General features: G+C 43.5%; 13 protein-coding genes, 1 tRNA gene, 1 other RNA gene and 1 other annotated feature. Of the genes, 11 read left to right on the top strand and 4 right to left on the bottom strand.

All coding sequences use genetic code 11. The features are described from left to right. Nucleotides 1–211 precede the first annotated feature (211 nt). The 5 genes from ACXAEA_RS01535 to ACXAEA_RS01515 all read left to right on the top strand — a co-directional run bounded on the left by ACXAEA_RS01535 (nucleotide 212) and on the right by ACXAEA_RS01515 (nucleotide 5,047). Nucleotides 212–1,516, top strand: coding sequence for a serine hydrolase (locus tag ACXAEA_RS01535; protein ID WP_475098035.1), 1,305 nt, complete (start codon nucleotides 212–214; stop codon nucleotides 1,514–1,516). A gap of 188 nt (nucleotides 1,517–1,704) precedes the next feature. Further along, complete coding sequence (gene pdxS / locus ACXAEA_RS01530) at nucleotides 1,705–2,586, top strand: pyridoxal 5'-phosphate synthase lyase subunit PdxS (protein WP_213372931.1); 882 nt, start codon at nucleotides 1,705–1,707, stop codon at nucleotides 2,584–2,586. An 11-nt stretch (nucleotides 2,587–2,597) separates the two neighbouring features. After that, the gene (pdxT, locus tag ACXAEA_RS01525) at nucleotides 2,598–3,188 is read left to right on the top strand and encodes a pyridoxal 5'-phosphate synthase glutaminase subunit PdxT (protein WP_475094190.1); all 591 of its coding nucleotides are present in this window, start codon (nucleotides 2,598–2,600) and stop codon (nucleotides 3,186–3,188) included. A gap of 53 nt (nucleotides 3,189–3,241) precedes the next feature. After that, nucleotides 3,242–3,458, top strand: a binding site (T-box leader). Between the two features lie 44 nt (nucleotides 3,459–3,502). After that, entirely contained in the window at nucleotides 3,503–4,783 is a 1,281-nt protein-coding gene (serS, locus tag ACXAEA_RS01520) for a serine--tRNA ligase (protein ID WP_475094189.1), read from the top strand. Between the two features lie 171 nt (nucleotides 4,784–4,954). Continuing rightward, nucleotides 4,955–5,047, top strand: a tRNA-Ser gene (locus ACXAEA_RS01515). Nucleotides 5,048–5,533: 486 nt separating this feature from the next. Here the strand turns inward: ACXAEA_RS01515 and ACXAEA_RS01510 are convergent. The 4 genes from ACXAEA_RS01510 to ACXAEA_RS01495 form a co-directional block, all read right to left on the bottom strand. Further along, nucleotides 5,534–6,202, bottom strand: coding sequence for a deoxynucleoside kinase (locus ACXAEA_RS01510; protein ID WP_475094188.1), 669 nt, complete (start codon nucleotides 6,200–6,202; stop codon nucleotides 5,534–5,536). Beyond that, complete coding sequence (locus ACXAEA_RS01505; protein ID WP_475094187.1) at nucleotides 6,199–6,840, bottom strand: deoxynucleoside kinase; 642 nt, start codon at nucleotides 6,838–6,840, stop codon at nucleotides 6,199–6,201. The genes ACXAEA_RS01510 and ACXAEA_RS01505 overlap by 4 nt, the downstream gene beginning before the upstream one ends. A 262-nt stretch (nucleotides 6,841–7,102) precedes the next feature. After that, a complete protein-coding gene (locus ACXAEA_RS01500; RefSeq protein ID WP_475094186.1) occupies nucleotides 7,103–8,392 on the bottom strand; it encodes a glycoside hydrolase family 18 protein in 1,290 nt (429 codons plus the stop codon). A 62-nt stretch (nucleotides 8,393–8,454) separates the two neighbouring features. Continuing rightward, nucleotides 8,455–8,994: a cysteine hydrolase family protein gene (locus ACXAEA_RS01495; RefSeq protein ID WP_475094185.1), complete on the bottom strand. Its 540-nt coding sequence runs from the start codon at nucleotides 8,992–8,994 to the stop codon at nucleotides 8,455–8,457. A gap of 104 nt (nucleotides 8,995–9,098) precedes the next feature. Here ACXAEA_RS01495 and tadA point away from each other — a divergent pair, with 104 nt between their 5' ends. The 6 genes from tadA to ACXAEA_RS01465 all read left to right on the top strand — a co-directional run bounded on the left by tadA (nucleotide 9,099) and on the right by ACXAEA_RS01465 (nucleotide 13,017). Beyond that, entirely contained in the window at nucleotides 9,099–9,617 is a 519-nt protein-coding gene (gene tadA, locus ACXAEA_RS01490; protein ID WP_475098034.1) for a tRNA adenosine(34) deaminase TadA, read from the top strand. 76 nt (nucleotides 9,618–9,693) lie between these two features. Further along, nucleotides 9,694–9,958: signal recognition particle sRNA large type (ffs, locus tag ACXAEA_RS01485), an RNA gene on the top strand. Between the two features lie 162 nt (nucleotides 9,959–10,120). Beyond that, nucleotides 10,121–11,800, top strand: a complete 1,680-nt coding sequence (gene dnaX, locus ACXAEA_RS01480; protein ID WP_475094184.1) for a DNA polymerase III subunit gamma/tau — start codon at nucleotides 10,121–10,123, stop codon at nucleotides 11,798–11,800. 17 nt (nucleotides 11,801–11,817) lie between these two features. Next, nucleotides 11,818–12,144: a YbaB/EbfC family nucleoid-associated protein gene (locus ACXAEA_RS01475; protein WP_475094183.1), complete on the top strand. Its 327-nt coding sequence runs from the start codon at nucleotides 11,818–11,820 to the stop codon at nucleotides 12,142–12,144. A 15-nt stretch (nucleotides 12,145–12,159) separates the two neighbouring features. After that, nucleotides 12,160–12,756 carry a recombination mediator RecR gene (gene recR / locus ACXAEA_RS01470; protein WP_041968096.1) on the top strand — a complete coding sequence of 199 codons (597 nt, stop codon included), beginning with the start codon at nucleotides 12,160–12,162 and terminating at the stop codon, nucleotides 12,754–12,756. A gap of 39 nt (nucleotides 12,757–12,795) precedes the next feature. Next, complete coding sequence (locus ACXAEA_RS01465; RefSeq protein WP_475094182.1) at nucleotides 12,796–13,017, top strand: YaaL family protein; 222 nt, start codon at nucleotides 12,796–12,798, stop codon at nucleotides 13,015–13,017. Nucleotides 13,018–13,091 lie beyond the last annotated feature (74 nt).

Genomic DNA, 13,091 nt, shown 5'->3' with positions numbered 1-13,091 from the left:
CAGGACTAAGACTTTTATCCTGTTTACGAAGAGATTTTTCCTGATTTTACAATAGACAGAGTGACTATTCTCTGTCTATTTTTTTGTTTTTTTTTATGTTAAACTATACGGGTGTGATTTTTTAAGTGTTCATAATGTACAAGTTTCATAGATAATTTCAATAAAATTTGGAGGGAAAGACATCTTGAATCGTAATCAAAAACAGCTTTCAATGTTCTTTGCAGCATTCATTTTAACAATCGCAACTATGTTTTCAGGATTTACACCGGAAGCAGCAGCTGCAGAGGGCCAATTAGGCATCGATGCAGAAGCAGCTATGTTGATTGACGCAGAAACCGGGAAAGTATTATATGAGAAAAACTCCGATGTGGTCCTGGGTGTAGCATCCATGTCCAAAATGATGACAGAGTATATGGTTCTTGAAGCAGTGAAAAAAGGGAAACTTAAGTGGGACCAGAAAGTAAAAATCAATGAGTATGTCCATAAGCTTTCAGCTGCACCAGGCCTTTCGAACGTAGGTTTGACGCAGGGTGAAGATTATACAGTAAAAGAATTGTATGAAGCAATGGCAATCCATTCTGGTAACGCAGCTACTGTTGCTCTTGCTGAGGTTCTATCCGGAACAGAGAAGAACCACGTTGAAAAGATGAATAAAAAAGCCGTTGAAATGGGATTGAAGGATGTTAAGTTCGTTAACTCATCAGGTTTGAATAACGTAGATTTGCTTGGACAACATCCTGCAGGAAACGCGGATGAAGAGAATGTCATGTCTGCACGCTCTTTGGGCAAGCTAGCTTACCGCTTGCTGAATGATTATCCGGAAGTATTGGAAACAGCAAGCATGCCTTCCTTGAAGTTCCGCGATGGACGTGAGTATAAAAACTTTAACTGGATGCTTCCTGGCCTTATTTATGCATACGATGGCGTAGATGGACTGAAGACTGGATCCACTGATTTTGCAGGCTATGGTTTCACAGCTACTGCTACAAAAAATGGACAAAGAGTCATTTCGGTTATCATGAAGGCAGATTCAAAAGACAGCCGTTTTGCTGAAACGCGCAAAATCCTTGATTATGCATTCAACAACTTTACAAAAGAAGAACTTGTAAAAGAGAATTACCAGGCAAAAGGCAAGAAAACACTTCCTGTGACAAAAGGGAAGGAAGACAGCGTTAAAATCCTGTCAAAAGATGCAATCACCATGACCATCAAGAATGGTGAAAAAGATCAATATGAGCCAGTGCTTGTACTCGACAAAAAGAAATTGAATGAAAATGGCGAGTTGACGGCGCCTATTAAAAAAGGCGAACAAGTTGGCTATATGACGGTGAAGCAAAAGGGAGACGAGAAAATCAGCTTCCTTACAGAAGATGGCCAAAAGCAAATTCAGGTTCCTGTAGTGGCTGCTGAAAGTGTTGAAAAAGCGAATTGGTTCGTGTTGATGATGCGCGGAATCGGAGGCTTCTTCGGAGACCTATTTGGCGGAGTAGCTGATACTGTAAAAGGCTGGTTTTAATTAATACAAATACTATTAGATTAGTATGGAATAATCCGACTATTTGGTTTCCTGTCTTGACAGGAAACCTTTTTTATTGTTTATTTTCAATAGGGATAACTGTAATTCCGACTAAAAAAGTCTGATTTTCCAGTTATTTTCAAGTGCTTACATAGTAATCCTTTTAAAAGGGACAAGGGGGAAAAAGAATGAAGACAGGTACTGATCGTGTTAAACGTGGTATGGCAGAAATGCAAAAGGGCGGCGTCATCATGGATGTTGTCAACGCTGAGCAGGCGAAGATCGCTGAAGAAGCTGGTGCTGTTGCCGTAATGGCATTAGAGCGAGTTCCTTCAGATATCCGCGCGGCTGGCGGCGTAGCAAGAATGGCTGACCCACGTATCGTTGAAGAGGTAATGGGTGCTGTCACTATTCCCGTTATGGCAAAAGCAAGGATTGGCCACATCGTAGAAGCACGTGTGCTTGAAGCGATGGGCGTTGATTATATCGATGAGAGTGAAGTTCTGACTCCGGCAGATGAAGAATTTCACCTGAATAAAAGAGATTACACAGTTCCTTTCGTATGTGGATGCCGCGACCTTGGCGAAGCAGCGAGAAGGATTGGCGAAGGTGCTTCCATGCTTCGTACAAAGGGCGAGCCAGGTACAGGCAACATCGTTGAAGCTGTACGCCACATTCGCAAGGTCAACGCTCAGGTGCGCAAGGTAGTGGCAATGGACATGGATGAACTAATGACTGAAGCTAAGCTTCTCGGTGCTCCATATGAGCTTCTGCTTGAAATCAAGCAGCTTGGACGTCTTCCGGTCGTTAACTTTGCCGCAGGCGGCGTAGCAACGCCAGCAGACGCAGCATTGATGATGCAGTTAGGTGCTGATGGAGTATTCGTTGGCTCTGGTATTTTTAAATCAGAGAATCCAGCGAAATTTGCTAAGGCGATCGTTGAAGCAACAACCCACTATCAGGATTACGAACTGATTGCGAACATTTCGAAAGGTCTTGGCATCCCAATGAAGGGAATGGAAATCTCATCATTAGCTCCGGAAGCGCGCATGCAGGATCGCGGCTGGTAAGGAGCAGAGTTATGATGAAGATCGGAGTACTGGGCCTTCAGGGGGCTGTACGTGAGCATATATGGGCAATCGAAGCCTCTGGTGCAGAAGGGATTGTTGTTAAGTGTCCTGAGCAGCTGGAGGAAGTAGATGGTTTGATCATTCCAGGGGGAGAAAGCACTGCCATTCGCCGTATGATCGATAAATATGGATTCATGGAAGATTTGAAAAAATTCGCAGCTGCTGGTAAGCCGATGTTTGGTACATGCGCGGGACTGATTTTACTGGCTAACAATCTGGTGGGTTATGATGAGCCGCATATTGGCGTCATGGACGTGAAGGTAGAGCGTAATTCGTTTGGACGCCAGCGCGAAAGCTTTGAAGCTGACATCGATATTGCGGGTGTCGCGGATAATTTTTCTGCAGTCTTTATCCGAGCTCCTCATATCGTGGAAGCAGGGGAGAATGTCGAAGTGCTTGCCAAGCATAATGACAGGATTGTCGCAGCTCGTGACGGCCAGTTCCTTGGCTGTTCTTTCCATCCGGAATTGACGGATGATTACAGACTCATGAACTATTTTGTAAAAATGGTTGAAGAGGCAAAAAGTAAAAATTTTGCATAAACTGCTTGCATGCTGAACATAATTGTAGTAAATTATGAATTAAAATTTGATAGTTAAAAGCAATGAGAGGGAATAGTAGCTTGTATCCATTCTGAAGAGAGCCGGTGGTTGGTGCAAACCGGTGCATGGAACAAACGAATCCGCCCTTGAGCAGAGTATGGAACGCCATGATGGCAAGTAAATACTTTCGGTAAAAACCGTTATTTTATGAGTGGAAAGCATTTTTGCTTTCAACTAGGGTGGCAACGCGGGTTAACTCTCGTCCCTTCTTTGGGGACGGGAGTTTTTTATTTTATTTAAGGGAGGAAATCGCAGTGTTAGACGTAAAATTTCTAAGAGCGAATTTTGAAGAAGTGAAAAAGAAGCTGCAATACCGCGGCGAAGACTTGACTGATTTCGGCAAGTTTGAGGACCTTGATGTAAAGCGCAGGGAATTGATTCTTGAAGCGGAACAGCTGAAGAGCCGAAGGAATGAAGTATCGCAGCAGGTAGCGCAATTGAAGCGTGAAAAGCAGGATGCTGACCATCTGATCGTTGAGATGCGTGAAGTAGGCGACAAGATCAAGGTTTTGGACGACCAACTGCGTGAGGTTGAGGAAGAACTGGAAAACTTGATGCTCAGCATTCCGAATATCCCCCACGAAAGTGTTCCAGTTGGAGAAACAGAAGACGATAATGTGGAGGTTCGCAAATGGGGCGAAGTCCGCAATTTCGAATTTGAAGCAAAACCTCACTGGGAAGTTGCAGATCATTTGAAAATCATTGATTTTGAGCGTGCAGGAAAAGTCACCGGCAGCCGTTTTGTATTTTATAAGGGATTAGGAGCACGCCTTGAGCGAGCATTGATGAGCTTCATGCTTGACCTTCATGTTGATGAACATGGCTACAAGGAAGTCCTTCCTCCATACATGGTCAACCGCGCAAGCATGACAGGGACGGGCCAGCTTCCTAAGTTTGAAGAAGATGCATTCAGGATTGAAAGCGAAGACTATTTCCTGATTCCTACAGCAGAGGTTCCCGTAACAAATATGCACCGTGATGAAATCCTGATAAATGATGAGCTGCCAATCAATTATGCAGCTTACAGCGCATGTTTCCGTTCTGAAGCAGGATCTGCTGGACGTGACACGCGCGGCTTGATTCGCCAGCATCAGTTTAATAAAGTAGAGCTGGTGAAGTTTGTTAAGCCTGAAGATTCTTATGCAGAGCTTGAAAAGCTGACTGGCCATGCTGAGAAGGTACTTCAACTTTTAGGCTTGCCATACCGCGTATTGAGCATGTGCTCTGCAGATCTAGGTTTCACAGCTGCAAAGAAATATGACATTGAAGTTTGGATCCCGAGCTACGGTACTTACAGGGAAATCTCTTCTTGCAGTAATTTTGAAGGATTCCAGGCAAGACGTGCAAATATCCGTTTCCGCCGTGAAGCAAAGGCAAAGCCGGAGCATGTGCATACATTAAACGGATCTGGTCTTGCGATCGGCCGTACAGTTGCTGCGATTCTTGAAAATTACCAGCAGGCAGACGGAAGTGTCATCATTCCTGAAGTTTTGCGTCCATACATGGGCAACAGGGAAGTTATCGCTCCAGAATAATTGTCACTTATAAGAGAGTTTAAACTTTGGTTAGTGTCTAGCTCCAGCGTTTTTCGGGGATGACCAAGGCGTTTTCGCTTTTCTTTTTGGGCAGGAATCATTCCTGCCCAAAAAAACTTTAAAAGAAGTGTTGACTCGTTTTTAAATACATGATATTATATTTCTTGTCTCGGAGGTATACCCAAGTCCGGCTGAAGGGATCGGTCTTGAAAACCGACAGGCGGGTAACACCGCGCGGGGGTTCGAATCCCTCTACCTCCTCCATAATTTTTTAATATTAAGCATTAACGCATAAAAACAATTTGGAGATTGTGTAAGAAAACCCGTTACTATGTAGCGGGTTTTTTTATATGCTTTTACCGCTTTATTTCGAGGAAATAGGATATTCTATATGACCTTTATGGAGCATTCATCTCAGTTCAGGCTTATAGAATGACTCTATGTGACCTTTTAAAAGAATTCACGTCATTTTGGGCTTATAGAATGGCTCTATGAGACCTTTTAAGAGAATTCACGTCGTTTTGGGCTTATAGTATAGTTCTATGTGATCTTTTAAGAGAATTCACGTCATTTTGGGCTTATAGAATGATTCTAAGTGACCTTTTAAAAGAATTCACGTCATTTCGGACTTTTAGATTAGTCCGGTGCGACCTTTTAGGAACCATCACCTCGTTTTAGGCTCATACAATGGATAGTGGCTCTCGGTCCGGCATGAACTAATAAAATAAAAAAAACCGCCAATCGGCGGTTTTACTTTTTCAGTAATTGAGTTTGTTTAATATGTGTTGCAATCTTCTCGACAATTGGTTCGATCGAATCAGGATTGTTGAAAAGGTCATAATCATTAATGTTCAAACGCAGAACAGGGCACGCATTGAAATTATTGATCCAGTTCTCGTAACGGCCGTGCATTTCTTCCCAGTAAGCAATTGGTGTCTGCTGCTCCATTGGACGGCCTCTTAGCTTGATGCGATCAAGGATGTCGTCAAGTGAGCCTTCAAGGTAAATTAACAGGTCAGGATGCGGGAAATAAGGCGTCATGACCATCGCTTCAAAGAGGCTTTTATATGTTTCATAGTCTACAGGTGACATTGTGCCTTTTTCGTAATGCATTTTAGCAAAGATCCCAGTATCTTCATAAATGGAACGGTCCTGGATAAAACCTCCGCCATATTCAAAAATCCTTTTTTGCTCCTTGAAACGCTCTGCAAGGAAATAAATCTGCAAATGGAAGCTCCAGCGCTCGAAGTCAGCATAGAATTTATCAAGATAAGGGTTTGTATCTACCTTTTCAAAGGATGTACGGAACCGAAGGGCATCAGCCAGTGCATTTGTCATTGTGGATTTGCCGACTCCCACTGTACCGGCAATCGTGATGACTGCATTAGCAGGGATGTCATATTTTGTTCTTAGATTCATGGTTGTACGCTCCTTTTTCTTAATGATGCTGTTAGCTGGTCAATAATCAGCTGCAGATCTTCTTCGTTTTTGACAAAATCAAGGTCATCGCCGCTGAACCGAAGCACAGGGATTTCTGGATGGTCTTGTTCGAATTGAAGCATTGCCTGTTCATAATCAAGAGATAATTGCTCTAAGTATAAAGGGCTGATATTTTTTTCGACTTCGCGGCCGCGCATCTTGATTCGCTTTAGCAATGTATCGAGGCTTGCATTCAAATAAATGATGACATTGGGCTTAGGCATATCTTTTGTCAGGATTTGATAAATATCTAGGTATTTTTTATATTCCTGGTCATTGAGAGTGCGCTGTGCGAAGATCAGGTTTTTCATAATATGATAATCAGCTACGACAGGCTTGTGTTGGCTGAGGTAATGTTCATTAATATCTCCAAGCTGCTTATATCGATTACAGAGGAAAAACATTTCTGTCTGGAAACTCCATTCTTCAATGTTATCGTAAAATTTCCCCAAAAATGGATTTTCATCGACAATTTCCTTCAATAGTGCAAATTGAAACCGTTCGGAAATAGCACGTGCCAATGACGTTTTTCCGATGCCGATCGGTCCTTCAACCGTTATAAAAGGTGTTCCTTCCACAACATGTCCTCCCTCTCCGGTGTATCTTAATGTCTAGCTTCAGCGCCTAACAAAGACGCTTCTGCTTTTCTTTTGTATCTTTTTTTACATTTCTGTCAGTTAAAGCGCAAAGTCCATTTTAACACACCAAAGCATGGAATGGATATGCTATATTAAGAGGCAATTTTAGCAAAAAAAGAAGACAGCCGCATAAATACTGCGCCTGTCATATATTATCGGATTTTGTAATAATTTTTTTAATTAAAATTTTTTTCGGAATATTTTACTGAGGCCTTTTGACTACATTGAAGTTTTCCTGGATGAGCAGCCAGTTTTGCGGGAATGAGAGTCCCAGTTTCCAATAGCTCATTCCTCTCAGTTTCAATTCTTTAATCAGGTCGAACTTGGCCTGAATAGACCTGGCGTCCTCAAACCAGACTTCATGTTGTTTGCCATCTGCGGCAGTATATCTGAATGTTGGTGCCTGTGATCTGGTGTTGTACTGTATCGGTACATTATTTTCAGCGGCAATCTGGATTGCCTGCTGGGGGCTTATGGCCCGGGCGATCGTACCTTGCACGAACGGCAATGTCCAATCATATCCATACAGATTTTGTCCCATCATGATTTTTCCTGGAGGCATTTCTGTGATTGCGTACTCCAATACCTGGCGTACAGGACCAATTGGTGAAACAGCCTGGGCAGGACCGCCGCTGTAGCCCCATTCATAGGTCATGATCACGACGAAGTCGACGATTTCCCCGTGTGCTTTATAATCGTGGGCTGTATACCATGCACCAACCTGGGCTGCGCTTGTCTTTGGTGCCAGGGCAGTAGAAATCAGCCAGCCTTCCTGCTTGAACCGGTCCCTGGCTTTCCTCAGGAATGTGTTGTATGCTTCGCGGTCAGCAGGCCGAAGGAATTCAAAATCAAAATGGATATCACGGAAGCCGTATTTTTTTGCTGTTGCTACAATATTATCGAGGAATTTGTCCTGAACTGGGATATCGTTTAAAAGAATTCGTCCAAGCTCATCGCTGAATTGGTCATTTTCCTGGTTGGTGATGACCATCATCAATGTATTATTATTCGCCTCAGCAATCGCAGGGAAATCATTCAGCAGTGGTTCCTTCAGTGACCCATCGCGGAGAGCCTGAAAGCTGAATGGAGCCAGGTACGTTAAATATGGGGCGGCTTCACGGGCTGCCGTTTCCAGTGCCGGGGCAACTGTATTCCCGCGTGGTTCAACGTATGCATTGAATTCAGCGCTTGGTTTTGGCCGCGGGGGTATATAGAGGCGGAAACCGACATTTAAGGGCTGATTGACCTGTATTCCGTTAATCCTGGCAAGTTCCTGAACCGATATCCCAAATCTTCTCGAAATGGACCAAAGGCTGTCTCCTGACTGTACAAAATAAAAACTGCCGACAATCGGGATGACCATCGCCTGGCCGACTACAAGATTATTTGGATTAGGTAGTTCATTTGCTTCAGTTATATCCTCAACAGACGAACCGTAAATACGGGCAATCTGCGATAAGGTCTGTCCTTGCTGCACTACATGTATTTGCATCTTCTTCCCTCCCTGGCATTTTAGCGCTACAACCATTGTATGAGGGAAGAAAAATCAGTATGTTATAAAACAAGCTCAGCTGAAGACTTTGTATTTGCAGACAAGACATTTTTCATCATCGTCAGTGCATACTGATTATCCTGATCATCATTGGAGGCAATACAGTCCTCTGGTATGATTAAATTGTATTCGCGCATATATGCATCATTGGCTGTGAACAGTACGCAGATATTGCCCGCAATACCAGTAAGTATGAGTGTATCCACCTTTAATTGCTGGAGCAAAGTATGCAGGGCAGTCCCATAAAAAGCAGAATGCTTCGGTTTTATTAAAAAATAATCCTGATTCTTTTCAGGAGCGATCTGTTTGATAATGTCTTCACTTTTTTCATTCGTGCAATGATCGATGATTTTTTCAAAATCAGCCTGCCATAGATTATAATGGTCATTAATATAGATGACAGGCATTCCTTTTTCATTAAATGTCTTTTTTAATTTTAAAATAGATTTAGTGACTTTTTTTGTGTTATCAGCCAGGGCTTGCCCTTCATCAAAGTTAAAATCATTGATCATATCAATAATTAATAATGCATGCTTTGTCATTGTATCCTCTCCTTTGCTATATATTTTTAGACCAGCGGAGGATTATTAAACCAATTGGAAGAAAACACATGCTTAATAAGACGGAGGGAAAGATGACAGCTCAAATGACTCCAGATGAACAATATATGTATGAAGCGATTGAAGAAGCAAAAAAAGCTGGCATGATGAATGAGGTTCCGATTGGTGCGGTCATCGTCCTTGATGGTGAAATCATCGCTCGGGCCCACAATCTCCGGGAGACAAGACAAAGTTCGATAGCCCATGCAGAAGTGCTCGCCATTGATGAGGCCTGCCGCAAGCTCGGTACTTGGAGGTTGGAAAATGCGGTGCTTTACGTGACACTGGAGCCTTGTCCAATGTGTGCGGGGGCAATCATGCTTTCGCGCGTGGAAAAAGTCGTATATGGTGCAAGAGATCCGAAGGGCGGCTGTGCAGGAACCTTCATGAATCTTCTTCAAGATGAACGTTTTAACCATCAGAGTGAAGTGGTGACAGGTGTTTTGGAAGAGGAATGCGGTGGGCTGTTGTCTGACTTCTTCAGAGATTTACGTAAGAAAAAGAAGTTAAATAAGATGAAGGAAAAAGAAGCGCTGGTACGGCATACAGGAATTGACAGCCAATAAACATTGATTTTTGCAGGCAGAGTTAGTATACTATGTATGTGTCCTTGAGACACACCTAAATAAGGTTTCAATTTTGTCGTGCTAGTCGGGGAGGTAGCGGTGCCCTGTACCCGCAATCCGCTCTAGCGGGGATGAATCCCTTCCTGAGGCTGTTTTACTGTAGGGTCTGCCTTAAGTAAGTGGTGTTGACGCCCGGGTCCTGCGCAATGGGAATCCATGAACCATGTCAGGTCCGGAAGGAAGCAGCATTAAGTGGACGCTCCCATGTGCCGCAGGGTTGCCTGGGCCGAGCTAACTGCTTAAGTAACGCTTATGGTATTCAGTCGACGGAAGGTGCACGGCAGTTATATATTATACATTCAACTCATCTCTTTAGCGGGGATGAGTTTTTTGTTGTATGGAAAAGAAGAGAAAAAACCTTGAACTTTCCTTTTTGTAAAAGTGAAATTGATAAATATTTGCGTTATAATAGGAAAGATAATAAAACGAAGGGAGCGGTGTCATTGGCCTACCAAGCTTTATATCGTGTCTGGCGTCCACAGCAGTTCATAGATGTGGTCGGACAGGAACATGTCACAACGACACTGCAAAATGCTCTGCTTCAACAAAAAATATCACATGCCTATCTTTTCTCGGGTCCAAGGGGAACTGGGAAGACGAGTGCTGCAAAAATTTTAGCAAAAGCGGTTAACTGTGAAAAAGCACCGACTACCGAGCCTTGCAATGAATGCGACGCCTGCCGTGGTATAACGGATGGATCGATTCCTGATGTCATTGAAATTGACGCCGCTTCAAATAACGGCGTTGAAGAGATCCGGGATATTCGGGACAAGGTTAAATATGCACCAAACGTCGTGAAGTATAAAGTATACATCATTGACGAAGTGCATATGCTCTCCATCGGAGCTTTTAACGCATTGCTGAAAACTCTTGAAGAGCCTCCTAAGCATGTCATCTTTATCCTCGCCACGACTGAGCCACATAAAATTCCTCTCACAATCATTTCACGATGCCAGCGATTTGATTTTAAGAGAATCACTGCTCAGGCGATTGTTGGCAGGATGAAGCAAATTGTTGAGGAATCTGGAGTTGATTGCGAAGATAAAGCCTTGCAGATCGTTGCAAGGGCAGCTGAAGGCGGAATGCGCGATGCCTTGAGCCTTCTTGACCAGGCGATTTCTTTCAGCCAGGATCGCGTCACGATTGAAGATGCACTGACCGTAACCGGAACTGTGTCACAGAATTTCCTGAACCAGCTTGCAAAGGCTATCCATGTGAAGGATGCTGCCGCTGGGTTGGAAGCTCTGGATGAACTGCTGCTGCAAGGCAAGGATCCTGCAAGGTTCATTGAAGATATGATTTTCTTCTACCGTGACATGCTCCTTTATAAGGCGGCACCAGCTCTGGAAGAGTCAATGGAACGGGTTATGCTTGATGAGGACTTTCTGGAACTGGCAAATCAGATTGATTCTGCACAAATCTATGAATTGATTGAAGTTTTGAATAAAGCACAGCAAGAGATGCGCTGGACAAACCATCCACGCATATTCCTTGAGGTTGCGATCGTCAAGCTATGCCAGCTTGAACATCAGGCTCCGGCCAGTAATATACAGATTGAACCATTATTAAGAAGGATCGAACAGCTTGAGGAAAAACTGGTTCAGTACCAGCAAAATCCGGGAATGGCTGCTGGAGAGCCAGCTGCGGCTGCGAAGAAAGCGCCGCGAACTAACCGTAAAGGCTTCCAGGCTCCAGCCGGGAAAATCAATGAAGTGCTGAAGAATGCTACAAAAGCCGACCTTCATACGATTAAGGGACGCTGGGGTGACTTGCTTGAAATGCTTGCAGGGAATCAGATGCGTTCGCAGGCAGCATTGTTAAATGAAGCAGAGCCAGTTGCTGCATCAGATGCTGCAGTAGTGATAAAATTCAAATATGAAATTCATTGTCAAATGGCGATGGAAAATACCAGATTCACAGAGACTGTCAGCGGAGCCATGCTTGAATACACCGGCAAAAGGCTGCAGGTGATCGGTGTGCCTGAAGAACAATGGCTTAATATAAGGGAAAGTTTTATCAGCCAAAGAGGCGAAGGAACAGAGAGTCAAGCGGCAAGCGAAGATCCCCTGATCTCAGAAGCGAAGAAATTATTTGGCGATGAATTAATACAAATACAAGACTAGTATTGGAGGATGTTAACATGATGCGTGGAATGGGTAATATGCAAAATATGATGAAGCAAATGCAAAAAATGCAAAAGAAGATGGAAGAAGCGCAGGCTCAATTAGGTGAAGAAAAGATTGAGGGTACTGCAGGCGGCGGCATGGTTACAGTCGTTGTAACTGGACACAAGGAAATCGTTGATGTACAGATCAAACCAGAAGTCGTAGATCCCGATGATGTAGAAATGCTTCAGGACCTTGTGCTTGCTGCAACGAACGATGCATTGAAAAAAGCAGAGGAATTGACGAATAAGACAATGGGACAATTCACAAAAGGGATGAACCTTCCTGGGGGAATGTTCTAGGAGGAATAAAAAAGAATGCATTATCCTGAACCAATATCAAAGCTGATCGACAGCTTTATGAAATTGCCAGGTATCGGCCCGAAGACAGCCGCACGTCTGGCTTTTTTCGTCTTAAGTATGAAGGAAGAAACTGTTTTGGATTTCGCAAAAGCACTAGTGAATGCGAAAAGGAACTTAACATACTGCTCTGTGTGCGGTCATATCACTGATCAGGATCCTTGTTATATCTGTGAAGATCAGCGCCGCGACCGCAGCGTCGTGTGTGTCGTCCAGGATCCAAAGGATGTCATTGCAATGGAAAAGATGAAGGAATTCAATGGCCTCTACCATGTACTCCACGGAGCGATCTCGCCTATGGACGGAATTGGGCCCGAGGATATCAATATTCCAGATCTCTTGAAACGTCTTCAGGATGAAACAGTCCAGGAAGTTATCCTTGCAACCAATCCGAACATTGAGGGTGAAGCGACAGCCATGTATATCTCAAGGCTGTTGAAACCATCAGGTATCAAGATCACTCGTATTGCACATGGATTGCCGGTCGGCGGAGACCTTGAGTACGCAGATGAAGTCACCCTTTCAAAAGCATTGGAAGGCCGCCGTGAAGTGTAACTCCATTGAATTGAACAGTAACTCTAATGGAGGAAAGTCATGTTATTTCGCAAAAAGAAATGGCTTAGAAAAGAATTTGACCAGAAATTGCTGGAACAGCTGAGCAGCACAAAGACGAACTGGAATAATCAAAAGTTATTGGTTGAACGGAGCTTCGATCCATCAGAAGAGTTTATCACCGAAGCGAAAATCGCAGAAGCCAAGTATTTCTTTCTATTTAAAGAGGCTAAACACAGGAAAATAACAATCAGGACCATGTAGCTTGGTTTTTCCATACATTAAGTTCTTATTTTAATAACTTGTACATAAAATTAGTACAAGACATTGAAGTAAGG

The organism is Mesobacillus sp. ABV4_180 (assembly GCF_056158485.1).
This window is presented reverse-complemented; position numbering and strand designations above follow the sequence as displayed.

Coding starts and splice junctions, on each gene's coding strand:
- ACXAEA_RS01535 (WP_475098035.1), top strand. CDS start 212: ATGTTCTTTGCAGCATTCATTTTAACAATCGCAACTATGTTTTCAGGA.
- pdxS (WP_213372931.1), top strand. CDS start 1,705: ATGAAGACAGGTACTGATCGTGTTAAACGTGGTATGGCAGAAATGCAA.
- pdxT (WP_475094190.1), top strand. CDS start 2,598: ATGATGAAGATCGGAGTACTGGGCCTTCAGGGGGCTGTACGTGAGCAT.
- ACXAEA_RS01510 (WP_475094188.1), bottom strand. CDS start 6,202: ATGAATCTAAGAACAAAATATGACATCCCTGCTAATGCAGTCATCACG.
- ACXAEA_RS01500 (WP_475094186.1), bottom strand. CDS start 8,392: ATGCAAATACATGTAGTGCAGCAAGGACAGACCTTATCGCAGATTGCC.
- ACXAEA_RS01495 (WP_475094185.1), bottom strand. CDS start 8,994: ATGACAAAGCATGCATTATTAATTATTGATATGATCAATGATTTTAAC.
- tadA (WP_475098034.1), top strand. CDS start 9,099: ATGACTCCAGATGAACAATATATGTATGAAGCGATTGAAGAAGCAAAA.
- ACXAEA_RS01475 (WP_475094183.1), top strand. CDS start 11,818: ATGATGCGTGGAATGGGTAATATGCAAAATATGATGAAGCAAATGCAA.
- recR (WP_041968096.1), top strand. CDS start 12,160: ATGCATTATCCTGAACCAATATCAAAGCTGATCGACAGCTTTATGAAA.
- ACXAEA_RS01465 (WP_475094182.1), top strand. CDS start 12,796: ATGTTATTTCGCAAAAAGAAATGGCTTAGAAAAGAATTTGACCAGAAA.